General features: G+C 68.9%; 26 protein-coding genes. 12 read left to right on the forward strand and 14 right to left on the reverse strand.

Annotated features, from left to right (window positions below; genetic code table 11):
• The first annotated feature begins 159 nt into the window (after positions 1–159).
• The 4 genes from LYSHEL_RS10550 to LYSHEL_RS10565 all read left to right on the forward strand — a co-directional run bounded on the left by LYSHEL_RS10550 (position 160) and on the right by LYSHEL_RS10565 (position 3,157).
• Positions 160–1,533 (forward strand): MBL fold metallo-hydrolase RNA specificity domain-containing protein, encoded by a 1,374-nt coding sequence (locus tag LYSHEL_RS10550; RefSeq protein WP_213434000.1) that lies wholly within the window; start codon positions 160–162, stop codon positions 1,531–1,533.
• Positions 1,534–1,609: 76 nt separating this feature from the next.
• A complete protein-coding gene (locus LYSHEL_RS10555; RefSeq protein ID WP_213434001.1) occupies positions 1,610–2,107 on the forward strand; it encodes a hypothetical protein in 498 nt (165 codons plus the stop codon).
• 48 nt (positions 2,108–2,155) lie between these two features.
• Positions 2,156–2,527 (forward strand): hypothetical protein, encoded by a 372-nt coding sequence (locus tag LYSHEL_RS10560; protein ID WP_213434002.1) that lies wholly within the window; start codon positions 2,156–2,158, stop codon positions 2,525–2,527.
• Positions 2,528–2,626: 99 nt separating this feature from the next.
• Complete coding sequence (locus LYSHEL_RS10565; protein ID WP_213434003.1) at positions 2,627–3,157, forward strand: dihydrofolate reductase family protein; 531 nt, start codon at positions 2,627–2,629, stop codon at positions 3,155–3,157.
• A 222-nt stretch (positions 3,158–3,379) separates the two neighbouring features.
• Here the strand turns inward: LYSHEL_RS10565 and LYSHEL_RS10570 are convergent, their stop codons facing one another.
• From LYSHEL_RS10570 to LYSHEL_RS10620, 11 genes are all read right to left on the reverse strand, one after another.
• A complete protein-coding gene (locus LYSHEL_RS10570) occupies positions 3,380–4,354 on the reverse strand; it encodes an RICIN domain-containing protein (protein WP_213434004.1) in 975 nt (324 codons plus the stop codon).
• Positions 4,355–4,522: 168 nt separating this feature from the next.
• Positions 4,523–5,353, reverse strand: coding sequence for a queuosine precursor transporter (locus LYSHEL_RS10575; protein WP_213434005.1), 831 nt, complete (start codon positions 5,351–5,353; stop codon positions 4,523–4,525).
• The gene (locus tag LYSHEL_RS10580) at positions 5,350–6,033 is read right to left on the reverse strand and encodes a DUF502 domain-containing protein (RefSeq protein WP_244858512.1); all 684 of its coding nucleotides are present in this window, start codon (positions 6,031–6,033) and stop codon (positions 5,350–5,352) included. Before LYSHEL_RS10580 ends, LYSHEL_RS10575 begins: the two co-directional genes overlap by 4 nt.
• A 38-nt stretch (positions 6,034–6,071) precedes the next feature.
• Complete coding sequence (locus LYSHEL_RS10585; protein ID WP_213434007.1) at positions 6,072–8,054, reverse strand: bifunctional serine/threonine-protein kinase/formylglycine-generating enzyme family protein; 1,983 nt, start codon at positions 8,052–8,054, stop codon at positions 6,072–6,074.
• A gap of 225 nt (positions 8,055–8,279) precedes the next feature.
• Entirely contained in the window at positions 8,280–9,167 is an 888-nt protein-coding gene (gene trxA / locus LYSHEL_RS10590) for a thioredoxin (protein ID WP_213434008.1), read from the reverse strand.
• A 103-nt stretch (positions 9,168–9,270) separates the two neighbouring features.
• Positions 9,271–11,688 (reverse strand): fimbria/pilus outer membrane usher protein, encoded by a 2,418-nt coding sequence (locus LYSHEL_RS10595; RefSeq protein ID WP_213498419.1) that lies wholly within the window; start codon positions 11,686–11,688, stop codon positions 9,271–9,273.
• 68 nt (positions 11,689–11,756) lie between these two features.
• Positions 11,757–12,491: a fimbrial biogenesis chaperone gene (locus LYSHEL_RS10600; RefSeq protein ID WP_213434010.1), complete on the reverse strand. Its 735-nt coding sequence runs from the start codon at positions 12,489–12,491 to the stop codon at positions 11,757–11,759.
• 46 nt (positions 12,492–12,537) lie between these two features.
• A complete protein-coding gene (locus tag LYSHEL_RS10605) occupies positions 12,538–13,077 on the reverse strand; it encodes a fimbrial protein (RefSeq protein ID WP_213434011.1) in 540 nt (179 codons plus the stop codon).
• A 104-nt stretch (positions 13,078–13,181) separates the two neighbouring features.
• Positions 13,182–13,433: a SemiSWEET transporter gene (locus tag LYSHEL_RS10610; RefSeq protein ID WP_213434012.1), complete on the reverse strand. Its 252-nt coding sequence runs from the start codon at positions 13,431–13,433 to the stop codon at positions 13,182–13,184.
• A 28-nt stretch (positions 13,434–13,461) separates the two neighbouring features.
• The gene (locus LYSHEL_RS10615; protein WP_213434013.1) at positions 13,462–14,223 is read right to left on the reverse strand and encodes an ABC transporter permease; all 762 of its coding nucleotides are present in this window, start codon (positions 14,221–14,223) and stop codon (positions 13,462–13,464) included.
• Positions 14,220–15,122: an ATP-binding cassette domain-containing protein gene (locus LYSHEL_RS10620; RefSeq protein ID WP_244858514.1), complete on the reverse strand. Its 903-nt coding sequence runs from the start codon at positions 15,120–15,122 to the stop codon at positions 14,220–14,222. Before LYSHEL_RS10620 ends, LYSHEL_RS10615 begins: the two co-directional genes overlap by 4 nt.
• 136 nt (positions 15,123–15,258) lie before the next feature.
• Here LYSHEL_RS10620 and leuS point away from each other — a divergent pair, with 136 nt between their 5' ends.
• The 6 genes from leuS to rlmH are packed head-to-tail and all read left to right on the forward strand — an operon-like array spanning position 15,259 to position 21,368.
• Positions 15,259–18,039, forward strand: coding sequence for a leucine--tRNA ligase (gene leuS, locus LYSHEL_RS10625; RefSeq protein WP_213434014.1), 2,781 nt, complete (start codon positions 15,259–15,261; stop codon positions 18,037–18,039).
• A gap of 50 nt (positions 18,040–18,089) precedes the next feature.
• Positions 18,090–18,656, forward strand: a complete 567-nt coding sequence (locus LYSHEL_RS10630; protein WP_213434015.1) for an LPS-assembly lipoprotein LptE — start codon at positions 18,090–18,092, stop codon at positions 18,654–18,656.
• A 19-nt stretch (positions 18,657–18,675) separates the two neighbouring features.
• Positions 18,676–19,722, forward strand: a complete 1,047-nt coding sequence (gene holA, locus LYSHEL_RS10635; RefSeq protein WP_213434016.1) for a DNA polymerase III subunit delta — start codon at positions 18,676–18,678, stop codon at positions 19,720–19,722.
• Between the two features lie 3 nt (positions 19,723–19,725).
• On the forward strand, positions 19,726–20,436 hold the full coding sequence (gene nadD / locus LYSHEL_RS10640; RefSeq protein ID WP_213434017.1) for a nicotinate-nucleotide adenylyltransferase: 711 nt from the start codon (positions 19,726–19,728) through the stop codon (positions 20,434–20,436).
• A 42-nt stretch (positions 20,437–20,478) separates the two neighbouring features.
• A complete protein-coding gene (gene rsfS / locus LYSHEL_RS10645; protein ID WP_213434018.1) occupies positions 20,479–20,901 on the forward strand; it encodes a ribosome silencing factor in 423 nt (140 codons plus the stop codon).
• Positions 20,898–21,368 carry a 23S rRNA (pseudouridine(1915)-N(3))-methyltransferase RlmH gene (rlmH, locus tag LYSHEL_RS10650; RefSeq protein ID WP_213437784.1) on the forward strand — a complete coding sequence of 157 codons (471 nt, stop codon included), beginning with the start codon at positions 20,898–20,900 and terminating at the stop codon, positions 21,366–21,368. The genes rsfS and rlmH overlap by 4 nt, the downstream gene beginning before the upstream one ends.
• Before the next feature lie 26 nt (positions 21,369–21,394).
• On the opposite strand, the gene LYSHEL_RS10655 is transcribed toward rlmH, so the two are convergent.
• From LYSHEL_RS10655 to LYSHEL_RS10665, 3 genes are all read right to left on the reverse strand, one after another.
• On the reverse strand, positions 21,395–22,072 hold the full coding sequence (locus tag LYSHEL_RS10655) for an energy transducer TonB (RefSeq protein ID WP_213434019.1): 678 nt from the start codon (positions 22,070–22,072) through the stop codon (positions 21,395–21,397).
• 64 nt (positions 22,073–22,136) lie between these two features.
• On the reverse strand, positions 22,137–22,340 hold the full coding sequence (locus LYSHEL_RS10660; RefSeq protein ID WP_213434020.1) for a hypothetical protein: 204 nt from the start codon (positions 22,338–22,340) through the stop codon (positions 22,137–22,139).
• A gap of 45 nt (positions 22,341–22,385) precedes the next feature.
• Positions 22,386–23,117, reverse strand: a complete 732-nt coding sequence (locus LYSHEL_RS10665; protein WP_213437786.1) for an SIMPL domain-containing protein — start codon at positions 23,115–23,117, stop codon at positions 22,386–22,388.
• A gap of 140 nt (positions 23,118–23,257) precedes the next feature.
• On the opposite strand from LYSHEL_RS10665, the gene LYSHEL_RS10670 reads away from it, so the two are divergent.
• Complete coding sequence (locus LYSHEL_RS10670) at positions 23,258–23,839, forward strand: Maf family protein (protein ID WP_213434021.1); 582 nt, start codon at positions 23,258–23,260, stop codon at positions 23,837–23,839.
• Positions 23,836–25,323, forward strand: coding sequence for a ribonuclease G (gene rng, locus LYSHEL_RS10675; RefSeq protein WP_213434022.1), 1,488 nt, complete (start codon positions 23,836–23,838; stop codon positions 25,321–25,323). The genes LYSHEL_RS10670 and rng overlap by 4 nt, the downstream gene beginning before the upstream one ends.
• Position 25,324 lies beyond the last annotated feature (1 nt).

The raw sequence follows: 25,324 nt of genomic DNA on the forward strand, positions 1-25,324 counted from the left end.
GGGTGTACGGGTCACGGGCAACTCCGTTGGATGGGTTCGGACGGCGGAAAGGCAGCGGCCGACTCTACCGGCTGCCGGGGGGTCACAGGGGTGTCGAAGGTCATGGCCGTCACGGGGGGCCGTGTTAAGTTTTCGACACCTTCACGAGGGGTGATCGGCATGCGCGTGCATTTCCATGGAGCGGCCGGCGAGGTGACCGGCTCGATGCACGAGGTCGAAGCGGCCGGGCACCGGATCCTGCTGGACTGCGGCCTCATCCAGGGCAGCCGGGAGGCCGAGGCGCGCAACGTCGCGCCCTTCGGGTTCGATGCGACGGCGCAGGACGCCCTCGTGGTGAGCCACGCGCACATCGACCACATCGGGCGCATCCCGCTGCTGGTGAAGCGGGGGTTCCGCGGGCCGATCTACGCGCAAGGGGCCACGGCGGACCTGATGCCGATCATGTTGCTCGACGCCGCGTCGCTGCAGGAGGGCGAAGCCGAGCGCGCGAACCGCCACCGGCCCGCCGGCATGCCGCCGATCGTGCCGCTGTATTCCAAGGACGATGTCGTCGCGGCGATGAAGCAGGTGAAGCCGCTGCCGTACGACACGTGCACCACGATCGCGCCGGGCGTCGACATTGCCTTCCGCGATGCGGGGCACATCCTCGGCTCGAGCATCGTCGAGCTGTGGGCCGACGGAAAGAAGCTGGTGTTCTCCGGCGACCTCGGTCCGGTCGGCACGCCGATCCTGCGCGACCCCACGCAGATCAGGCAGGCGGACGTCGTGCTGATGGAATCGACGTACGGCGACCGCAACCATCGCGAACGCATGGGCACCGTGCACGAGCTTGGCGAAATCTTTGCCACCGCCGCGCGCGAGAAGGGCAACGTGCTGATCCCCGCGTTCGCGGTGGGGCGCTCGCAGGAATTGCTGTACTGGTTCGCGCAGTACTGGGACGAGTGGCAGCTGTCGAAGTGGCAGGTGTTCCTCGACAGCCCGATGGCCGCCAAGGTCATGCGCGTGTACGACCAGCATTCGGAATTGTTCGACGACGCCGCGCGGCGCGTGTGGCAGGACAAGCCGCATCCGTTCAAGTTGCCGAACCTGCACGTCAGCGAATCGATCGAGGATTCGATGGCGATCAACCGCCTCGAAGGCGGCGCGATCATCATCGCCGGCAGCGGCATGGCCAACGGCGGCCGCATCGTGCACCACCTCAAGCACAACCTCGGGCGGCGCAACGCGCACGTGGTGTTCGTTGGTTACCAGGCGCAGGGGACGATGGGGCGCAAGCTCGTCGATGGTGCGCAGTGGGTGCGCATCCACGGCAAGGACTATCGGGTGAATGCGCAGCGGCACACGGTGGGTGGCTTGTCGGCGCATGCGGACCAGAGCGGGTTGCTGGCGTGGTATGGCGCGTTCGAGAACGCACCGCCGCTGGTGCTGGTGCATGGCGAAGACAAGGCGCGCGAGACGCTGGCGGGGGAGATCTTCGAACGCTCGGGGCGCAAGGTGCAGCTGGCGCGGCCGGGGGAGTGGATCGATGCGTGAGGCGCTGTTGCGAAGCCGGCGCCGTCCTGGCCCCGCGCTCGCGGACCAATGAATCCATTTTGATCAAGGAGCTTCGATGCGCCCGCACCTGCTCTCCGCCTTCCTTGCGATTTCGGTCGCCGCCTGCGCGACGTCATCGGCAGGGGTCTCCGCGGACTGGAAGCCCGACCCCGGCGTCACCGACATCGTGGGAAGGAATGCCGCCATCGCGATGTCCGAGAATCTGCAGGTCCAGCGGTTGATCCGGCAGGGGAAGACCCAGGAAGCGCTGGAGGTGCTGGACGCGGGCTTGTCCCTCGAGCTCGTCATGATGCTCAACGCCGACCCCGTGATGCCGAAGGGCGACCGGTATTTCGACCTTCGCGACCGTGACCTGCGCCAGTTGAAACAGCACTGGCTGGAACATCGCCCGATGTACGTCCACGAAGACATGCTCGCGTACATCGAAGCCGCCTGCACGCGCATGGGCGATTGCGAGAAAGGCACGATCGCGCCGTCGCTCACGAGCGAGCAGGTGCGCGAACAGGTCGAGCAGGGCGTCTGCTGCGCGCTGCCGGAAACCGAAGAGCGATAAGGGGCGCCACTGCGGCCCAAGCGCGTCGACACCCGTTGAAGGAACGTCATGCAGCGCACCTGGCGGCACCTCTACGCCGCGATCCCCTTGTTGATCATCGTGGCGTTGATCGTAGTTTCGTGCTGGCGATCGCCGCAGGCCAGCCAGGCCGGCGCGATTGCGCGCGGCGAGACGATCGTGCGGGCGATCGATGCGTACGCAGGGGACAACGATCGATACCCGGCGCAGCTCCTGGACCTCGTACCGAAATATCTGCCGGAAGCGCCAGGGAGCGGGGCCGGTGCGTATCGCGTGGACTACACGCGCCAGGACTACGGCACCTATCAGCTGGACATCGGTTACGACGGGCCTGGTGTCAACAACTGCACGTACGACCCCGCGCGAGCGCCGGAAGGGTGGAAGTGCGGCGGACATTTTTGAAGCCGTTGCACCGAACGGTGCAGCCGCAATGTCCGGTTCGATTCGGGAAGACTGCAAACCATCTGTTCTTGCTCAACCACCCCGGCGAGGAGAATGCCCATGGCGAAGATCATCTTCGGTTTGAACCAATCCCTCGACGGCTACGTCGACCACGAGGCCTTTCGGCCCAGTCCCGTACTCTTTCGCCACTTCATCGAACTGGTGCGTGGGATGACGGCCAGCGTTTACGGCCGACGCACCTACGAGGTGATGCGCTATTGGGACGAAAACCAGCCGGATTGGGGCGCGGAGGAACGCGAGTTCGCGGCGGTGTGGCGAAGCCATCCCAAGTGGGTCGTGTCGCGCTCGCTGAAGTCGGTCGGCCCCAATGCCACCCTGGTCGCCGATGATCTGGAGCCAGTGATTCGCAAGCTGAAGGCCGATCTCGCCGGGGACATCGAAGTCGCCGGCCCCGACCTGGCGCGCAGCCTGACCGACCTGGGCCTCATCGACGAATACCGGCTCTACCTCCACCCCGTCGTGCTGGGCCACGGCAAACCGTTCTTTGCGGGCGCTCGCCCGCCGCTCCGCCTGCTGGCCAGCACGTTGATCGACGACGTCGTGATTCGGTTGACGTACGTGCCTGCCTGACTCAACGCGCTACTGCGTTCTGAACCCCGGTGTTTCTTCTGACGACCGGTATCGGCCCGGAGCGCACATTCGCCCCCTCACTGAATCCTGCGTCAGAGCGCGTGCCACACGAGTTAAAGTTCCCGATCCGTATGCGGTGTCTCCCACTTGGAGATCCAGCAAAACGAAACACCTGCGCGCTCCGCGGTCTTCTTGAAGCCCTCGACCTCCGCCTGCGTCGCCTCAACGCACGCAGGACACGAGTGCCTGCCGGACTTTTTCGCCGCGCGTGACCCAGGTTTCGTCCGCGAGATTGTCCGGCCAGAGCTGCAAGTGCTGGACGTAGGAACCCGCGGGCCGTTCGTGCGACGACCAGTGTTGTGCGTTCACCCAGCCGAGGCGTTCCAGCGAGGCGCCGCCCTTCGATGCCGCCGTGGGCTGCCAGGCATTCAGGAACACGGTGAACTCGGTCTTCGTCGGCAGGCGCCAGTTCGCGAGGCCCTGCACGACCAGGCGCTCGCACAGGTTGGCGCCCACGTCGCGCTCGTGGAGCACGAAGGGCTTGTAATAACCGGTCTCGTAGGAACGCACGCCCGCGATGCCGAACCGGTCGGCTTCCTGCGGCGTGAGCGGGCGCGCGAAGAGGAGCGATCCCGCCCCCGTGCGCGTGTCCGCCGTGGTGACGCGGCCGGGTACATCGCCGATGGCGACGATGGCGTCCTTGCGTTCCCATGTCCAATCCTGGTTGGCGCCGCCGTTGCACGCCCACGTGCCCACCTTCGGCCCGTATTGCCAGTTGGCATACAGCACGTCGAGGCACTTCCACTGGCTGTTCGCGGACAGGCCCTGGATGCGCGCGCCGTTGAACAACCACAGCTGGTTGACCTGCGGGGTGGGGATGCGCGGGTAGGTGATGACGTTCGTCTGCGCGCCCTCCACGTCCAGCACGCGACCCCCGACATAGTTGCGGATGTAATGCAGGCCGGCCGCTCCGTGCCATCCCGGTGCGCGTTCGACGTACCACAGCTGGTTCTTCGCGCCGGTGGCCGGGCGCATCGCGACGGGAGACACGTGGTAGCGCTGGCTGGCGGCGTCGCCCTCGGCCGTGAGCACGTGGCCGTTGATCTTCGACTTGATGACGTAGAAGTGGCCCGGTTCGTAGGCGAAGGCAGCGACGGGCGCGGCGAGCAGCGACAGTGCAAGCATCGATCGTTTCATGGGAGCTCCGGCACGGAATCGTGCGATGGAGTGTCCGCCTGCGCGCAACGCGCGTCGTGTCGACTTCGCAGCGACGTGCGCGCGATTGCTCTGCGATGTCGCGGTGAAGTCAGTCGCAGCGCTGCAATTTCGCCAAGGCCGCGATGTCGACGATTCGCATCGCGCGCATCAAGCCGCGGCCGCGGCCTCGCGCAACGCGTCCGCCCGCGCTTCACCGAGGTACCGGACGATCGCGCCCTTCGCGATGTAGATCAGCGGGATCAGCACGATCGCCGCCAGCATCTTGTACGCGTAGTTCACGGTGCTCACCGCGAGGAACAGCGAGATCGGCCAGTGCTGCGGGCCAATCACGAAGGCGATGTACAACACGACGAAGCTGTCCACCAGTTGCGACACCGCAGTGGAGCCCGTCGCGCGCAACCACACGTGGCGGCCACCGGTGCGCCTGCGGATGTGGTGGAACACGGAGACGTCGATCAGCTGGCCTATCAGGAACGCGATCACCGAGCCGCCGATCGTCCACAGGCCCTGCCCGAACACCGCGGCGAACGCGGCCTGGTAATCCGGCACGCCCTGCGATTGCGCGGCGCTCACCCACCAGCCGGCGGGCGCGAGCGAGATGGCGGCGAACGCGAACGCGAAGCCGTACACGATCAGCACCACCGCGATCCACGAAATCATCCGCACGCCGCGGCGCCCGAAGAATTCATTGATGACGTCGGTGAAGATGAAGACCATCGGCCACAGCAGCGTGCCGGCGGTGAAACTCAGCGAGCCTTGCTGCCCGAACAGGTTCCACTGGAACGGGTTGATCCCGAGCGTGTCTTCGAGCGCGAAGATCTTGACGCCGATGAACTCGGCGAGCACCGCGTTGACGCAGAAGAACGCGGCGAGCGCGATGAACAATTTCGTCGCGCGATCGGCGAGCGGGTGGGTGGCGGCGAACTTGGCCGCGGTTTCGAGACGCTGGACTTCGACTTCCGCTGCCGGCGTGCTCATGCGCGCGGCAAGGCGTCTTGCTGCGTCGCGCCCGAGGGCGTGAACGGAATCGTGTCCGGCGACACCGCGCCACCGGAAATGATGAAGCTCATCGCCTGGTCCACCGTCCAGTCGGTGGGCGTCATCTTCTCCACGGGCACGATCTCCAGGTAACCGGATGTCGGGTTGGGCGTGGTGGGCACGTACACCGCGGCCAGTTCGCGCCCGGTGCCTTCCTCGCGCATCACCTTGGTGACGAAGCCGAGCGTCTTCATTTCCTTGTGCGGGAAATCGATCAGCACCACGCGCTGCGTGCCGTCGGGCTTGGTTTGCAGGATGTCGAGCAGCTGGCGCGCGCTGCCGTAGATCGTGTTGGCCAGCGGGATGCGCTTGACCAGGCCTTCGAACCACCCGAGCAGCGTCTGGCCGACGACGCGTTGCGCCATGAAGCCGGAGAGCAGGATCACAGCGAGCGTAGCAACCAGCGCGATGGCGGTGATCACCCACGGATCGGCGAGCCAGGCCATGCGCGGATCACCCGCGGCGGCGTTGGCGAGCAACGGACCGATCAGCGGCCGGCTCGTATCCGACAACAGCACGAACACGAACTTGACCACCACCCACGTCAGCCAGATCGGCAACAGGGTGAGCAGGCCGGCGAGAAACAGGCGTTTGAGGCTGGGGCGGGGGGCTTTGCGCATGCGGCGCATTGTAGAGCCGCGATGCGGAGTGCAGGACCTCAGTCGCGCACGAGGCGCAAGCCGACGTCGTCGTACCCGCGCGACCGCTCGATCGTGCGCGGGCGCGGGCCCCGCCAGCCGGTGCCGGCGATGGAGCCGTCGCGCAGCCAGGCGGCCACGTTGCGACCGCCCGCGGGCGAAGGCGGCATCGACTGCAGTTCGCTGCTGCTCGGCAGGCGCATGTGCTGGCCGTTGCGCGCGGCCCAGTGCACGTAGGCGGTGGCGTCGTCGTACGAGATGCAGACGACCGGTTGCGCGTCGGTCTGTTCGAAGCCCGGCGTCTTCCAGTCGCGCGGCTTGACCAGGCGCAGCAGCGACAGCTTTTCGCGGCACAACGCGGACGGGCGACCGGTGGCGGCGGCGAAGCGCGCGTATTCGGCGCGCGTCACGGCATGCACGGCGGTCGGCGCAGCGCCGGCATTGGCCACCAGTTCCACTTCATCCGCCGCGACGGGCGTGGCGATCTTCTCGGCGCGCGCGCGCAACGCATCGGCCAGGCCCTGGTCGCCGGCGAATTCGTTCGCCAGCGAGGCGGTGGCCAACGCGTCGGTGCGATCGCGTTTGTTCTCGGCGTTGGCCATGCGGCGGCGCAAGGCCTCGGCGGCCTTGTCATGCATGCCGCGCAGCGCTTCGGTGCCGACGGGCGCGGTGCGGTTGGCCATCTGCGTCGCGCGATCGAGGTATTCGCGCGCCTTGTCTTCGTCGCCCTGGCGCAGGCGCGTGGCCATCTCGTCGCCGAGCGCACCGACCACCGCCATCACGAGCGGCGCGAGGCCTTCGTGCGTCGGGTCGGCGTCCCACGCGGCGAGCGTGCTGTCGTAGGCGTTGTCGCCCTTGGGCGAGGTGATCTTGCGCGCGGCGAGCTGCGTCTGGCCTTGCGTCACCCAGTCCTGCGCCGGGGATTCCGGCGGCGGCGTGAGCATGTGGTCGACCGGATCCGACGGGATCGTCGGCAACGTCGCCACGGGCTGCACGCGGAAGAAGTTGTCCATCGCGTTGGCCGGATCGTGCTGCAACGCCACGCCGATCATCGCCGCCGCCAGCAACCCGCCGCCGATCATCAACGGCTTCGGCATCTGGCGCATGCGGCGCATCAGCATGGCCGCGTTCGACTGGATCACTTCGAACGAGAAGCCGCCGCGCTCGATGCGATCGAGTGCTTCGAGCATCTGCTGCGCGCTGCGGAAGCGCGTGGCGGGCGACTTGGACATCGCGCGGTCGATGAAGCGCTGCCAGTGCATCAGTTCGGCGGGCAGGCGCGGGATCGGATCCTTCGCGTGCATCACCGCCATCGACAGCGCGTCACCGGCGTTGAAGGGCAGCGAACCGGTGAGCATTTCCCAGGCGAGCACGCCGATGCTGTACAGGTCCGCGCGGCTGTCGACTTCTTCGCCGCGCGCCTGTTCCGGCGGCATGTACGCCGTGCTGCCGACCGCGAGGCCGGTCATCGTGAGGCGCGGGTTGACGCCCTTGCGCAGGGCAATGCCGAAGTCGGCGAGCTGCGGGCGCTCGGCGTCGTCGAACAACACGTTCTCCGCCTTGACGTCGCGATGCACCACGCCGCGCACGTGCGCGTAGTCGAGGGCTTCGAGCAACGCGCGCAGGGTGGCGATGATGCGCGTCTGGTCGTGCGAGATGCCGTGCTGGCGCGTGATGCGCGTGCCGAGGTGTCCGCGGCCGAGGTACGGCATCGCGTAATAGGGCAGGTCGTCCTTGGTGCGGCCGACGTCGTAGATGCCGACGATGTTCGGATGGTCGAGGCGGGCGATGGTGCGGGCTTCGTTCTCGAAGCGGCGGCGGCTCACTTCATCGGCCAGCGCTTCGGGCAGCATCACCTTCACGGCAACCTTGCGATCGAGCGACTCCTGTTCGGCCAGGTACACCGTGGACATGCCGCCCTGGCCGATTTCGCGCAGGAGGCGATAACCGGCGATGCGCGGCATGGCATTGGCAGCGTCGTTGTGCGACGTCTCCACGTTCATCCAGTACGGTCCCCTTATCCGTGGCCGGAGAATACGCCGCCGAGCTTGATTGCGGAATGCGGCGCATCACCGGCGGCACGCGCATCGCAGAACCATTCAGCGAGCGGTTGGGGGCCGGCCGGCGCAAAACGTCGCGCTTTTCGCGTGAAGGGCGTCTTCACGCGTGCGTGTGCGTACGCGGACGTATTGGTGCGGCGCGGAACGGCCGCGCCGCGGGGCGCGCGTTCAGACCAGGAGCAGCGACGCCATGCGGCGGCGATAGCGGCCGACGAGGTCTTCGTCGCCGACCACCTGGAACGCATCGAGCAACGCCTTGCGCGGCAGGCCGTCCTCGTACTGGCGGTTGCGGCGCAGCATTTCGAGGAATTGTTCGAGGCCGGCTTCGGCGTCGCCGGCGACGATGCGATGCACGCCGAGCAGGTGGCGCGCGCGCAGGTCGTCGGGGTTGGCGGCGATGGCGGCTTCGAGCACCTGCGGTGCGGGGGCGTCCTGCAGCAGCGACGCGAACCCGAGTTGCGCGCGCGCACGGATCGCGCGCGCGTCCTGCGCGAGGTTGGCGGGCAGGCCGTCGAGGTGTTGTTCGGCTTCGCGCGCATTGCCGGTCTGCAGCAGGGCGAGGGCGAGGTCGAGCTTGTGTTCCGATTTGTCGGGTTCGGCCTCGATCGCCTTGCGCAGGCGCATCACCTCGGCGTGCGGATCGGCGGGCGGCGCGGGCGGGGCTTCGGCTTCGACCGGTGCGTCTTCGCTCGCGGCTGCGGGCGTGACGCCGTGGTGCTGCAGGAATTCGCGCAGCTGGCCTTCCGGCAACGCGCCGGGGAATCCGTCGACGAGCTGGCCGTCCTTCACCAGGTACACGGTGGGGATGGAGCGCACCTGGAACGCGGCGGCGAGCTGCTGTTCCTTGTCGACGTCCACCTTGGCCAGGCGGAACGCGCCGTTGTATTCGGTGGCGAGCTTTTCGAGGATCGGTCCGAGCGCCTTGCACGGGCCGCACCATTCGGCCCAGAAGTCGACGAGCACGGGCGCCTGCAGCGATGCCTGCAGCACCTCGGCTTCGAACGTGTCGGCGGTGGCGTCGAAGACGTGGGGATTGGAGAGAGCGGAAGTGGACATGGGGGCTCGCGGCGGCTTGCAGAGGGCGACCACATGGGGTCGCGCGCGGGGCGTGGCAAGGCCGAACGCTAGCATGGGGGCATGAGGCCGGTGTCCATGCGGCTCAGTCGCGGGCGTGTACCTCCTCGCAGCGGACGTCGCGTGGTTCGGCGGGAAGCGGGCCCGGCGCATCGACGGGGATGCGGCAATGCATGGGTTCGGGGGCGTGCCAGCGCGCGTCGATCGCGGTCGTGTCCGCGGCGATGCGGACGAGCGCGGCGCCGTCGCGTCCGATCGTGCCGAGCGATGCGCCCGCCGCATCGGTGAGGTCGGTGCCGAACGGCAACGGCGTGCCATCGGGTTGCAGCGGGCGCAGCCAGGCGGTGCGCGCGCGGGTGGTCGGCAGCAGCACGTCGACGATCGCGCCGGCGCGCGGGACGACGCGCGATTCCGTCCAGGCGAAATGCACATCGGGGGCGGCCTCGCCGGGATCCACACCGACTTGCGATGCGCGATAGGCGGGCAGCGCGGGCACGAGCGCGTGGCCGTGGCGATCGAGGCGGACGTGCGCATGTCCCGCCACGCGTGCGCCGTGGCCGTCGCGTGCACGCACCAGCGCGAGGGTGTCGCCGAGCGGGGGGGCCGCTGTCACACCGTATCGATGCATGACCAGCGCGCCGTCGGCGGTCGCCGATTGCTGGCGTGCTGCACCGCTGGCGCTGGCGCCGACGGCGAATATCCCGACGCCCGTGGCATGCGACAGGCTCGCATCGCGCGCCATCGCCGTGGCGCCGGTGTGCTGCGTGGTCGAGATACCGAGCGCGTAAGCGGTGTTGCCGGATTCGAACAACTGACCTGTGGCCGCAACTCCCGTCGTACCCGCGCCGCCGCCATCGCGCCATTGCACCTGCAGCGCGTGGCGCGCGCGCGACGTGGACAAGGGAACGGAGAACACGAGGGACGCGCTTGAATCGTTGGCGCCGAGGGCGTTCCGCAAGGTGCGGACCCAGGCGGCGTGCATCGTGCCGCGGCCGATGCGCGCGGTGTAGGCGAGTTGCGCGCTGCTGCGTGCACGACCGGCGTGATCGGCGCCGTGGGCCAGCGTCGCGAAGAGGGCGTCACCGGTGCGGCCGAGGCGCTGCTGCAGCGCGAGGTCGATGCGGGAACGCTCGCGCGATCTCGGTTCTGCGATGTGCGCGCCCATGCGGATGGCGTCGCGCTGGTGCAACGCGTCCTGCACGGTGCGGAAGGCGCGGTTGCCGTGCCGCCAGGCGGCGACGCCGATCGTTGTGTCCGTCGCAGGCACCTGGCCTGTGTAGGCAAGCCGCAAGCTCGCGCCGCGCAACTCGTCGGGGCCCTGCGCCATGCGCGAATGCGCACGATCGATTGAAAACGCACCGACAGCGGTGGAGATCGCCGCGCCACCAAGCGCCTGCAGGTAATCCGGTGCAAGTTGCGCACCGAACTGCAGCGTGACGCGGTCCCGCACGCCGCGCTGGAAGGTGCCTTGCATGAAGGGAGGCGCAGACATCGCCGCATCGATGTTGCCCGCCACCACGCTGAAACGCGCCTGCCCCTGCCGCAACAACCCCGGGATGGCCGCGTACGGGACCGAATACACCTGCACCGCGCCATCCGCCTCCTGCACGCGCACATCGAACGCGCCGCCATAGCCAAGTGGTTGCAGGTCGCGCAGCGCGAACGGGCCGGGCGCGACGAACGTATCGGCAAGCAGGTGGCCGCCCTGGCGCACCTGCACCCGCGCGCGCGTCGCGGCCACCCCGCGCACGACCGGCGCGTAGCGCGCGAGCGACACCGGCAACATGCGGTCATCGGATTCCAGTCGCACGCCGCGCACGCCGACGGCGTCGAACAACACGCCGCTGGTGTGGAAGTCGCCGAGCTGGAACTGCGCGCCGAGCGACGGGACGTCCGTCGAGAGCGTGGTCCCCAACGTGTCCTTGCGCGACGGGCGATCGGATTGCCACGCGTGCGTGGTGCGATGGCGCAGCCGCCACGCACCCACGTTGGCACCGAGCCCCAGCCGGAGCGCCGTGCGCGTGCGCGCCCCCGCGGCAGGCTGCGATGCACGCCCGAACGCGACGCCGTAGTCGATGCGCAGCGCGTCGATGCCGGCGTCCCACTGCGCAGGGTCGATCGCGTCGTCGGCGCGCATCGCCAACGCAGCCTGCGGGATGTCGAAGGACAGCATCAGTTCGGCACCGTCGTAGTGTGCGGTTGCGCCGGGGACGAGCGCATCGATGGGAACGCACGCGTCCGAGGTCGCGGGCGGCGGGGGCGTCGTGCCCGCTGCGAGATCCAGGCGGCGCAGCACCGCCGTGTCCATGCACGGGGTCGACGTCGCGCGCGTCGCGCCCGCGGCGAAGCGCACGCGTTGTCGCCCGAGCGGTTGCCCGTTGCGGCGCAGTTCGACCTCGTGGAGGCCGACCGGTGCCGGCATTCCCTGTTCGAAGCGCGACACATCGACCAGTCCGTGCGCGGTGCGACGCAACGCACCCGCATCGAACGTGGCGTGCGGCACGTCTCCCGCGTGCACGCTGCCGATTGCATGCACGAGCGCAACGGCCAGGCCCGCACGCGCCCCGCGGATCACGGCACGGCGCTGGCGATGCGCGCCGTGCGGACTTCCTCGCCGCCGGCATCGTTGATGAACGCGAAGCGCACCGCATGGCCTGGCTGCCAAGCCTTGGCGCGCTCGCCATCGAGCGGGAACGCCAGCACATCGAACGGCGCCACCATCTCCCCGTTCATCGCCAGCACGTCGTCGCCGATGGTGGCGATGGTGACGTGGAATGCCGTGGGATTGCGGATGCGCAACACCGGCGATCCCGCGGCGTTGGCCTGCAACTCCCATTGCAGGCGATCCGGCGCCTTCGCCGCGGAGCCGGCCAATCCGTCGGGCCGATGGAACAGCTTGAGGCGACTGCGCACGGCGATCTTCAGCCGGGCGTCCGCCGCGTCGACGGGATTGGGCGGCACGTCGAGGACGTGCAGCCAGAACAGCGATTCGCGGTCCGCCGGCAACGGGGCTTGCGTGCGCTGCAACCGCACGACCTGCCCGCGGCCCGATTCGATGCGGAACAACGGGGGCTCCGGCACGAACGCGGGCGGCTGGCCCGGCGCGGCGTCCACCGCTGCGCGTTCCACCCACACTTCCACGAGCGCAGGACCATTGCGCTTGTTGGTCAGGCGGATGCTGGCGTCGCGCGCGTCGCCTTCGTGCACGACGCGCGTCGCGGACACGACGACGCTCGCAACGGCGGGACGCGCGGGCAGCACTGCGCACGCGGCCAGCGCCGCGACGATCAGGAAGAGGCAACGCATGTCGTCTCCAAGGCCCGGCGCGGCCCGCCGCGCCGGACCATCCGGCTCAGCGGTACATCAGCGAGTAGGTGACCAGCCCGGTGAACGCGCCCGGCGTGATCGGACCCGGCGCGACGCGAACGTAGGCCACGTCGAAGAACATGCGTTCGTTGGGCTGGTACTGGCGGGCGGCCGATTGCGAGGTGAGGTCGCCGATCCGGATCGCGCGGCCTTCCTCGTCGAACAACGCGAAGTGGATGGGCCCGTCGTTGGTGGGCCGGATCGTGTTGTTGACCGTGTCCATGAACGGCCCGGCCTCGAAGAAGGCCTGCACCGGGTTGGTGCCCGTGCAGTCCCTGAGCTGCAGGCCGAAGCGCGTATGGCCGGCGGCCACGCCGACGTGTTCGAGCTGCGGGGCGCTGAGCGTAGGCAGGTTGACGCTGAAGTTGCCGGAGACGTCCGGCTTGTCCACGCCATGCACGAAGCACGTGGCGGCCGTGAGTTCGCCGAAGAACGTGATGTGCCCGCTGGCCGACGCGGTGGAGGCGGTGCCCGACGCCAGCAGCGTGCCTGCGACGAGGACCAGGGAACGGAAAGGCAATTGCATGGGCGACTCCTTTGCGTGGTGGGAGTCGTCACGTTATGCGCGCGTCCGCGCCGGGTCTGTCGGGGGATTGCGCGTCGTGGGGTCAGGGTTTTCCTACACGCGCTCTACCGATACCGCACCTTCAACACCAGGATCGTCGTCGACAACCCGAACGTCACGATGTTGGCCAGGATCATCGGCCACGAATGCAGCACGATCCCGTACGCGAGCCAGAACGCCACGCCGATGGTGAACACCACGTACATCCCCAGCGAGATGCTGCGGGTGTCGCGCGTGCGGATCGTCTTGATCGTCTGCGGGAGGAATGCAACCGTCGTAAGCGTTGCGGCGACGTAGCCGGGCCATTCGTTGTCCATGGCGCGGAGTATCGCCAATCGCATCCGCTTATTGCACCTCGCGCCGCGCAAACGCGATCGCCCCGGCCGTCGTGACGAGGAGCCCGCCCACCAGTCCCGCCGTCACCGCCCACGTCGTGAAGCGCCCGTCCGCCGCATGCACCTGCAGCGGCAGGCTCCAGGGGTAGAACTTCCCGAAGCGCGCCGACTGGCCGATGAGGAACCCCGCCACCGTCGCCGTCATCCCGAACGACACCGCGACCGTGAAGCTGCGCCAGCGGATCGACGCCCACGTGTGCAGCGCGACGATCAGCATCGCCGCCGCCGTGCACGCCAGGCTGCGCGAGACCAGCAAGTCCCACGGCGGCGCGCCGGCGATGCCGGACTTCGGTTGCACCCACCCCAGCACCGCGCCGCCGATCGGCACCAGCACGACCATCGACATGGTGGCGAACGCCACCATCGCCGCCAGCACCAGCGTCTTCGCCAGGTAATGCGCGCTGCGCGGCAACGGCAAGGCGAGCAAGTGCTTCCAGCGATCCGGCCCGTGTTCCAGCCCCGCCAGCAACGCCGCCTGCAACGTCACGAACAAGGGCAGCATCAACAACGCCCACATCACCATCGCACTCTGCGCGAACATCGACCACGCCTGCGCCGGCGGCGCGACGGGCCGATGCCCGTAGTCGATGAAGCTCATTTGCAGCACATACAAGGTGACGACCAGCAGCGGCGCGATCACGCACATCCACGAGGCGAGCGTGCCGCGCAGCTTGAGGACTTCGGCGGACAGCGTGCGGGCGAGGGCGGTCATGCGTGCGCCAACTGGAAGAACAACGATTCGAGGGAGGGTTGCTCGCGCACGAGATGCGAGACCTGCAGTCCGCCTTCGACGAGCATCCGGTTGAGTTCCGCTTCCTGGCGTGCGCCGAGCGCGATGGCGAGGGTTTCCGCATCGATCGGATCGACGATTTCGCCCGCGTTCGCAAGCAACGTCGCCGCGCGCGACAGGTCATCCGCCCGCAGCAGGATCCTTGGCGCGGTGCGCGATCGCAATTCGCCGACGGTGCCCTGGAATCGCAGGCGGCCTTCGCGCAGCATCCCCACGTGGCTGGCGACTTGTTCCACTTCGCCGAGCTGGTGCGAGGAAACGAACACCGTGATGCCGTGGTCGGCGGCCAGGCTGCGCAGCAGGCGGCGCATGTCGACGATGCCGGCCGGGTCCAGGCCGTTGCCGGGTTCGTCGAGGATCAGCAGCTTCGGCGCCCCCAGCAGCGCCAGCGCGATGGCCAGCCGCTGGCGCATGCCGAGCGAGTAGTCGCGCACCGTGCGGTCGGCGGCCTCGCGCATGCCGGTGACCAGCAGCACCTCGTCGATGCGCGCGTGCGGCGCACCGAGCAGGCGGCGCGTGACTTCCAGGTTGCGGCGGCCGCTGAGGTGCGGGTGCAGCGCGGGCGATTCCACCAGCGCGCCCACCTGCGCCAGCGCGGTGCGCGGCGTGGCGTGCAGCGCGTGGCCGTGCAGCGCCACCTCGCCCCGCTGCGGCCGCAGCAGGCCGAGGAGGAGGCGGATGGTGGTGGTCTTGCCGGCGCCGTTGGGCCCGAGGAATCCGAAGATCGCACCGGCGGGCACCGACAGGTCGAGGTCCTGCACCCCGTGGCCGCCGGGGAACAGGCGGGTGAGGCCACGGGTCTGGATCGCGAGGGACATCATGGAAACATGGGGGAGGAAGCGACCGCACGATAGGGACTGCGCATCCGGCGCGGACGTGGCGGTGGTGCGGGGCACTTCCGGCAGGGTGGTCTCTGCTAGGCTTTCAGGCCCCGTTTCGCATTCCCCCTGGCAGCCGATGTCCGCTCCCGCCGTGCCCGGCACGACCCCCGATCCCCGCCACGACGTGCCGGCCTACGACCCCGCCGCGCTCGAGCCCGCCGCGCAGCGCTACTGGACCGGCCTGCGCGCCTTCGAAGTGCGCGAAGACGATCCGCGCCCGAAGTTCTACTGCCTCTCGATGCTGCCGTACCCCTCGGGCGCGCTGCACATGGGCCACGTGCGCAACTACACGATCGGCGACGTCATCAGCCGCTACCAGCGCATGACCGGCCGCAACGTGCTGCAGCCGATGGGCTGGGATGCCTTCGGCCTGCCCGCCGAGAACGCCGCGATCAAGAACCGCACGGCGCCGGCCAAGTGGACCTACGCCAACATCGAACACATGAAGGCGCAGCTGCAGCAGATGGGCTACGCCATCGACTGGAGCCGCGAGTTCGCCACCTGCCGCCCGGACTACTACGTCCACGAGCAGCGCATGTTCACCCGCCTGCTCAAGAAAGGCCTGGTGTATCGCCGCAATTCGGTCGTCAACTGGGATCCGGTCGACCAGACCGTGCTCGCCAACGAACAGGTCATCGACGGGCGCGGCTGGCGTTCGGGCGCGATCGTCGAGAAGCGCGAGATCCCGCAGTGGTTCCTGAAGATCACCGCGTACGCACAGGAACTGCTCGACGGCCTGGACACGCTGCACGGCTGGCCCGATGCCGTGCGCACGATGCAGCGCAACTGGATCGGCCGCAGCGAAGGCCTGGAGTTCGCCTTCAAGGTGGAAGGCACCGACGCCACGCTGCCGGTGTTCACCACGCGCCCCGACACGCTGATGGGCGTCACCTTCGTCAGCATCGCCGCCGAGCATCCGCTCGCGTTGCGCGCCGCGGAATCCGATCCGGCGCTGCGCGCGTTCATCGATGAACTCAAGCAGGGCGGCGTGTCCGAAGCCGAACTGGAAACCCAGGCCAAGCGCGGCATGGACACCGGCCTGCGCGCGCTGCACCCGATCACGGGCGAGCCGCTGCCGGTCTACGTCGCCAACTTCGTGCTGATGGGCTACGGCACCGGCGCGGTGATGGCCGTGCCGGGCCACGACCAGCGCGACTGGGAATTCGCCCGCGCCTACGGCCTGCCCATCCGCATGGTGATCGTGCCGCCGGAAGTGCGTGATGCGCTGGAGGAAATCGGCAAGCACGTCGCCGCGCACGACGACGACACGATGAACGCGGCGCTGCACGGCGGCGGTTCGCTCGACGTGTACGACACGCGCGCCGCGGTGGAAGTGTTCGAAGGCTTCGAGCGCAGCATCCAGGAAGAAGGCGCGTACACCGAGCGCGGCATCCTCGTGAATTCCGGCCCGTTCGACGGCATGGAGTACGACGAGGCGTTCGAAGCGCTCGCCACGCGCTTCGCGGCCGAAGGCCACGGCGCGCGCCGCGTGAACTTCCGCCTGCGCGACTGGGGCGTCAGCCGCCAGCGTTACTGGGGCTGCCCGATCCCCGTCATCTATTGCCCGAAGTGCGATGCGGTGCCGGTGCCGGAAGACCAGTTGCCCGTCGTGCTGCCCGAAGACGTCGCCGATGCCTTCGCGAAGGGCCACGTGCAGTCGCCGCTGAAGTCCGATCCGGAATGGCGCAAGACCACCTGCCCGCAATGCGGCGGGCCGGCGGAGCGCGAGACGGACACGTTCGACACCTTCATGGAGTCCAGCTGGTACTACGCGCGCTACACCTCGCCGGGCGCCGCGGACATGGTGGATGCGCGCGCCGATTACTGGACGCCGGTGGACCAGTACATCGGCGGCATCGAGCACGCGATCCTGCACCTGCTGTATTTCCGCTTCTACCACAAGCTCCTGCGCGACGAAGGCCTGGTGCACAGCGACGAACCGGCCACCAACCTGCTGTGCCAGGGCATGGTGATCGCCGAGACGTTCTATCGCGAAGACGCGCAGGGCCACCGCGAGTGGTTCAACCCCGCGGACGTGGAAACCGAACGCGACGAACGCAGCCGCATCACCGGCGCGCGCCTGATGTCCGACGGCCAGCCGGTGCACATCGGCGGCATCGAGAAGATGTCGAAGTCGAAGAACAACGGCGTCGATCCGCAGGCGATGGTCGACAAGTTCGGCGCAGACACGGTGCGCCTGTTCTCGATGTTCGCCGCACCGCCCGAGCAATCGCTGGAGTGGAACGAGGCGGGCGTCGAAGGCATGGCGCGCTTCCTGCGCCGCTTCTGGCGCGAAGTGCTCACGCATGTCGCGCAGCCCGACCATCCGGAAGTCGACCCCGCGTCGCTGGACGCCGCGCAGAAAACCCTGCGCCGCCAGTTGCACGAAACCATCCAGAAAGTCGGCGACGACTACGGCCGCCGCCACAGCTTCAACACCGCGATCGCGGCACTGATGGAACTGCTCAACCACGTCGCGAAGTTCAACGACATGAGCGACCAGGGCCGCGCCGTGCGCCACGAAGCGCTGCAGGCGATGGTGCTGCTGCTCAACCCGGTCACGCCGCACGTGTGCCACGCGTTGTGGCAGGCGCTGGGCCATGCGGAGACGTTGCTGGAAGACGTGCCGTTCCCGAAGGCCGATCCCGCCGCGCTCGTGCGCGACGCATTGACGATCGCCGTGCAGGTCAACGGCAAGCTGCGCGGCACCATCGAGGTCGCACCCGACGCGTCGCGCGAGGCGATCGAAGCCGCGGCCCTGGCCGAACCCCACGTCGCGCGCTTCCTCGAAGGGCAGCAGGTGCGCAAGGTGATCGTGGTGCCGGGGAAGATCGTCAACATCGTGGCGGCTGCGTGATGGCTGGCCCGACCTTGCCCGCCACCGCCCCCTCGTCCAGACTCCGCCGCATGCCCAATCTTCCCAAGTGGTTCCGCGGCGCCGGCCTGGCCACGCTCGTCCTGTTGTGCAGCGCCTGCGGTTTCCACCTGCGCAACGCGATCGTCGTGCCGCCCGAGCTCACCCCGATGCGCATCGTCGCGCCGGATCCGTACAGCCCGCTGGCCGAGTCGCTGTCCGAATCGTTGCAGCGCGCCGGCGTGCAGCCGGCCACGGACGACATGGAGCAGGCCACCACGCTGCAGATCCTGTCCGAGCGCTGGGGCGACACGCCGATCAGCATCGACGAACTGGGCCGCGCGCAGGAATTCAGCCTGCGCTACGCGGTGATCTTCGCCCTCGTCGACGCCGAAGGCACGATCGTCGTGCCGCAGCAGGCCGTGGAGCTGTCGCGCGATTACGTCGCACCGCCGGCCGACTCGATCGGCAAGACCAGCGAGCGCGAACTGCTGGCGAAGGAACTGCGCCGCGAGATGAGCACCGCGATGCTACGCCGCATCGGCGCCGCGCTGCTGTCCACGCAGCCCAAGGCCGACAGCAAGGCCGGCGCCTCGGCCGACCCGGCCACGGTGCACTGAACATGCGCCGGCGCGTGCGATGAGCGAACTCCGGCCGGACCGGCTCGCGGCGCAACTGGCGGCCGAGCCCCTGCGGCCCGCGTACCTCGTCGCCGGGCCCGAAGCCCTCGTCGTCCTCGAAGCTGCCGACGCCATCCGCGCCGCCGCGCGCGAGCAGGGCATCGGCGATCGCGAAGTGTTCGACATCGAAGGCCGCGATCCCGACTGGGATTCGTTGTCCGCCGCGTTCAATGCGCCGGGCCTGTTCGCGACGCGCCGCGTCGTCGAAGTGCGCATGCCCACCGGCAAACCGGGCAAGGAAGGCGCGGAAGTCTTCACCGAATTCGCGGCCAATCCGCCGCCCGACGTCGTGCTGCTGGTCACCTGCGCCGACTGGAGCCGCCAGCACGGCGGCAAGTGGAGCGAAGCGCTGGGCCGCATCGGCCACCAGGTGATCGCCTGGCCGATCAAGCCGCACGAATTGCCCGACTGGATCGAACGCCGCCTGCGCGCGCGCGGCCTGCGCGCCGATCGCGACGCGGTGCAGGCGCTGGCCGAACGCGTCGAAGGCAACTTGCTCGCCGCCGCGCAGGAAATCGACAAGCTGGCGTTGCTCGCCGACGGCAACACGATCGACCTGGCGCGGATGCAGGCGCTGGTGTCGGATTCGGCGCGCTACGACGTGTTCCGCCTCGTCGATGCAGCGATGAACGGCGAGGGCGCGCAGGTGTCGCGCATGCTGCACGGGCTGCGGTCCGAAGGCGAAGCGGTGCCCGCCTTGCTCGGCATGGTGTGCATGGAATTGCAGCGCGCCGCGGCGCTCTCGCGCGTGCAGGCGCGCGGCGGCAACCTCAACGCGGAGTTCAAGGCGCAACGCATCTGGGATTCGAAGCAGGCCGCGTACACGCGCGCGTTGCAGCGGCATGACGCCGCGCGCTGGGAACGCTTCGCCGCCGAAGCCGGGCGCGTGGATCGCATCGCGAAGGGGCGCCCGCGCTGGGGCCAGGATCCGATGGATGCGTGGATCGCGCTCGAACGCGTGCTGCTTGCCGTCGCCAATCCCAAAGCGATGCGGTTGCTGGGCTGACGCGTGACGCCGCTGATGCTCTGCTACGGCGGCACGTTCGATCCGGTGCACACCGGCCACCTCGCGATCGCCCGCGCGGTGCGCGATGCGATGCACGCCGATGTCTTCCTGCTGCCCGCCGCCGATCCGCCGCACAAGGGACCGACGCACGCCGACGCCAAGCAACGCGCGCGCATGCTCGAACTGGCGGTGCAGGGCGAACCCGGCTTGCACGTCGACCGGCGCGAACTGCGCCGCGCCGGCCCGTCGTACACCTTCGACACCCTGCGCGAATTGCGCGACGAGGTCGGCCCGCACGTGCCCATCGCCTGGATCGTCGGTGGCGACTCGGTGTTCGAACTCGCCGCCTGGCACCGCTGGCGCGAACTCTTCGACCTTGCGCACCTGCTGGCCATCGCGCGCCCGGGCGCCCCGATCGAACGCGATGTGCTGGCCGCCCGCGCCCCCGCGGTGCAGGCCGAACTCGAACCGCGCTGGTGCCTGCCGGGCCAGCTGCATTCCATGCCGGCCGGCGGGTTCGCGGAATTCCCGCTGCCGCAGGCCCGGCCGGAGTCCTCGACCGAGCTGCGCCGGCGCATCGCGGCCGGCGACCCCCGCTGGCCCGACTGGGTGCCACCGCCGGTGGCGGACTTCATCCGGGAACACCGCCTCTACGACGGCCGGGCCCGGGATGCCGACGCATTCACGCCAGCGGCCGAGAACGGGCCCGTATAATCACGGCCGCCAACACCACCAGGCCGCCCGGGCCCTAACCACTTGACCACTGCCGCCCAAGTCATCAAGACCCGTCTTCCCAACCCGCCGCCGCCGACCGACGTCCTGCTGCAACACGTGCGCAACGCCGTCGAAGAACTCAAAGCGAAGGATGTCGTCGAGATCGACGTCCGCGGCAAGACCAGCGTCACCGACCACCTGGTGATCGCCTCCGGCACCTCCACGCGCCACGTCAAGTCGATCGCCGACGAAGTCGTGCGCCACGCCAAGAAGCTCGACTGCATGCCGCTCGGCGTGGAAGGCGAGCGCGAGGCGGAGTGGGTGCTGGTCGACCTCGGCGACGTGGTCGTCCACGTCATGCTGCCTCGCGTGCGCGAGTTCTACGCGCTCGAACGCCTGTGGACCGTCGGCGACCAGCCGCCGGAAGAACAGGACGACGCGCTCGCCTCGGGCCGCAGCGCCTGAAGGCAAGGTTGATCGCCGTCGGCGAACGCGCACCCGCGTGGGTCGCCGACGGATTCGCCGAATACCGCAAGCGGCTCTCGCACTGGTTGCCGCTGGACCTGGTCGAAATCGAACCCGGCATTCGCGGCAAGGGCCGCGATGCCGTGCGCGCGACGTTCGATGAAGGTCAACGCGTGCTCGCGGCGATCCCGAAAGGCGCGTGGGTCGTCGCGCTCGACGGCCGCGGGAAGGCATGGTCTTCCGAACAACTCGCGCAGCGCATGGAGCATTGGCGCGGCGCGGGCAAGGACCTGTGCTTTTTGATCGGCGGGCCCGAAGGCCACGCGCTCGAGGTGATCGCGCGCGCCGATGAAACCTGGTCGCTCGGCGCGCTGACCTTGCCGCACATGCTGGTGCGGCTGGTGCTGGCGGAGCAGCTGTATCGCGCGAACGCGCTGCTCGCCAACCACCCATATCATCGAGGTTGACCCAGCCAAGGCTGGCTCAGCCGCGCCTAGCGCACCGTGAAGTTGATCGGGACCAGCCCGATCGCCTGCACCGCCACGCCGCCGCGCATCGCCGGCTTGAACGTCCAGCGCGTCAGGACCTGCTTGCGCGCGGCGTCATCGAGACGGCGGTTGCCGCTGCTCGACTGGATCGCCACGTCGATCGGCTTGCCGTCCACGTCCACCAGCACTTTCAGCAGCACCGTGCCTCCGATGCGGCGGCGTTCTTCTTCCTTCGGATAGCTCGGCGGCGGTGCGCTGGCGTAGACGAGCTGCGCGTCGGCGATCGGCGTGGTGTCGATCGCGGGCGGGACGGTGACGACTTCTTCGGTGGGCGTCGTTTCGACGTACGGGTCGGACATCGGGGTGCTGTCGTCGGTGACCACCGGCGGATCGACCGGGTGCGGGGCGACGTTGCGCGTCGTGACCGTGACCGGATGCGGGACCGGCGGGGGCGGCGTGACCGGGACGACGTCGGGCTTCTTCTTCGGGATGAGGACGACGTCGGTGAAGAGGTCTTCGCGTGTCTCCGGCACCGGCGCCGCCATCGGCAACATCAACAAGGCGAACGCCGCGACGTGCAGTGCGATGACGGCGGCGTACGCGGCGATGCGGGCGGGACTCGGGCGCTCGGCGAGCTGGCCGAGCTGTGCGAAGCGGGGAGCGTGGACGAGCGTGTGACCCATGGCCTTGCCTCCGTGACGTTGCGTGATGGCTGCAACGCGCGCGGTTCGGCGATGGGGTTTGCGGTCAGCGTTTTTTTTCGTCGCGCGCCGGGTCGGGGGACTCGTCCGTGTCGCGGTCGATGCCGGGCTCGTCCGGGTTGGGTGCCGGGGGTTCGTTGTGTTGCGCCTGGGCGTCGCCCTTGTCGCGCGGTTGGTTCTCGGCGTAGCCGGCGTTGCGACCCGCCCGCGGGTCGGCCGCGGGCGGGGTGTCTTTCCGTGTGGGGCTCATGGTGCTGGCGCTCCGCGTGCGCAGGGCGCACGCCAGCGCGCAGTGTCAGCGTCCGAGTTCGAAGACGACGTCAAGGCTGACCGACAGCGTGGTCTCGCCCGGCGACACCGCGGTGTCCTTCGCCATCGATTGCGCGCGCATCGCCATCATCGGCATCGGCGGCTGGGGGAAGCCACCGCCTTCACTGATGCTCACGATGCGGCGCACGCGCAGGCCCATGGCCTTGGCATACGTCTCGGCGCGCGCCTGTGCCTTGTGCAGCGCGGCGATGCGGGCTTCGTCGTAGGCCGGTTCCGGCTGGTCGACTTCGAAGTTCGGGCCGTTCACCTGGTTGGCGCCGTTGGCCACCAGCGCATCGAGCACCTTGCCGAGCTTGCCGATGTCGCGGACCTTGAGGTTGACGGTGTTGCTGGCCTGGTAGCCGGTGATCACCGGCGGCTGGTTCTCGGCGTAGCGGTACTGCGGCTGGATCGAGATGCCGGCGGTCTGGATGTCGCGCTCGGCGATGCCCGCGGCGCGGATGGCCGCCATCACCTTGTCCATCTGCACGGCGTTGGCGCGCATCGCGGCGTTGGCGTCGGCGGCCTGCGTGACGACGCCGGCGGACACCGTGGCGACGTCGGGCACGCGCTTGGACTCCGCCTGCGCGGAGACGTTGAGCAGGGTGCCGTCGGCGGGGATGGCGTAGCCGGGGGCGGCGGTCTGGGCGTGGGCGGTCATGGCGGTACCGGAAGCAAGGGCGATGGCGAGCACGAGGGGAGAGAGCAGGGGACGCAGGCGCATGTGGAACTCCGTGAGGGTGCGAACGTGCGGATGAAGAACCATGAAGCGGCGGGGTGAACGAACTGTGAGGCGCACCGGGGTTGCGCGGCGTGCCTGCGCGGGGCGCGGTACAGCCGCGGGTTAGACTCCGGCCGATGCTGCATCTTGCCTCGCGTTCTCCTCGCCGCTCCGAATTGCTGGCCCGCCTGGGCTACGCCTTCGGCGTGCTCGAGCTCGACCTGCCGGAACACCGCCAGCCCGGCGAACCCGCCGAAGACTACGTGCGCCGCGTCGCGCGCGAGAAGGCCGGGGCCGGACTGATGCAGGTGATGGCCACCGCCGGCGCGGTGGTCCTGGGCGCCGATACCGAAGTGATCCTCGACGACGACGTCTTCGGCAAGCCGCGCGATGCGCGCGATGCCGCCGCCATGCTGCAGCGCCTCTCGGGCCGCACGCACCAGGTCGTCTCGGCCGTCAGCGTGGTCTCGCCGGCGCGCGAAGCGCAGGCCGTCTCGCGGTCCGAGGTGACCTTCGCCACGCTCGACCCCGCGGCCATCGATGCTTACCTGTCCACCGGCGAATGGGACGGCAAGGCGGGCGCCTACGGCATCCAGGGCCACGCCCAGGCCTTCATCGAACACCTCTCGGGGAGCTACTCCGGCGTGATGGGCTTGCCTTTGTTCGAAACCGCGCGTCTCCTGAAGGAATTCGACATCCTCCCGGGGACACGCGCATGACCGAAGAAATCCTGGTCAACGTCACCCCGCGCGAGACGCGCGTGGCCGTCGTCGAGAACGGCATGCTGCAGGAGCTGCACATCGAACGCGGCTGGCGCCGCGGCGTGGTCGGCAACATCTACAAAGGCAAGGTGCAGCGCGTCATGCCCGGCATGCAGGCCGCGTTCGTCGAGATCGGGCTGGACCGCGCCGCGTTCCTGCACGCCAACGACATCGTGCGCCCCGCGCCCCTGCCGAGTGCGGAAGGCGACGAAGGCCCCATGCCGCCCACGCAGCAGGCGCGTCCCATCTTCGACCTGCTGCGCGAAGGCCAGGACGTCGTCGTGCAGGTGGTCAAGGATCCGATCGGCAGCAAGGGCGCGCGCCTCACCACGCAGCTCAGCATTCCGTCGCGCTATCTCGTGCTGCTGCCGCAGTCGCGCGTGATCGGCGTGTCCTCGCGCATCGAGGACGAAACCGAACGCGCGCGCCTGAAGAGCCTGGTCGCCGAATTCGCCGGCGGCGGCGAGCAGGGCTACATCGTGCGCACCAACGCCGAAGGCCAGCCCGCCGAAGCGCTCGCCGAAGACATCGCCTACCTCAGCCGCGTGTGGGCGCTGGTGGAAAACCACACCGCCAGCACGCGCGTGGGCGCCTGCATCTACGAAGACCTCAACCTGCCGATGCGCGCGGTGCGCGACCTCATCCGCCGCGACGTCGAGAAAGTGAAAGTCGATTCGCGCGAAACCTTCGACCGCCTGCGCGTGTTCGCCGCGCAGTACATGCCGGGCCTGGCGGAAAAGATCGAGCACTACAGCGGTGCGCGGCCGATCTTCGACCTGTACGGCGTCGAGGACGAAATCCAGCACGCGCTGGAAAAGGAAGTCCCGCTGAAATCCGGCGGTTACCTCGTCATCGACCAGACCGAAGCGATGACCACGGTGGACGTCAACACGGGCTCGTTCCTTGGCCAGCGCAACCTCGAGGAAACGGTGTACCGCACCAACCTCGAAGCCGCGCAGGCCGTCGCGCGCCAGCTGCGGCTGCGCAACCTCGGCGGCATCATCATCATCGACTTCATCGATATGGTGGACGCCGAGCATCGCCGCCAGGTGCTGCGCACGCTGGAGAAGTCGCTCGCGAAGGACCACGCCAAGACCACGGTGTACGACTTCTCGCCGCTCGGCCTGGTCGAGATGACGCGCAAGCGCACGGTCGAAAGCCTCGAGCGCCAGCTGTGCGAGCCCTGCCACGAATGCGGCGGCCGCGGCACGCTCAAGACGTCGGAGACGGTGACGTACGAAATCTTCCGCGAGATCACGCGCGCGGTGCGGCAGTTCGAAGCGGCGCGCCTGCTGGTCATCGCCTCGCCCAAAGTCGTCGCGCGCATCACCGACGAAGAGTCGGCGGCGGTGGCGGAGCTGGAGGAGTTCCTCGGCAAGTCGATCCGCTTCCAGTCGGACGAGCAATACCTGCAGGAACAATTCGATGTCGTCCTCCTCTGAC

This window comes from Lysobacter helvus (genome assembly GCF_018406645.1).
Classification (GTDB): Bacteria; Pseudomonadota; Gammaproteobacteria; order Xanthomonadales; family Xanthomonadaceae; genus Noviluteimonas; species Noviluteimonas caseinilytica.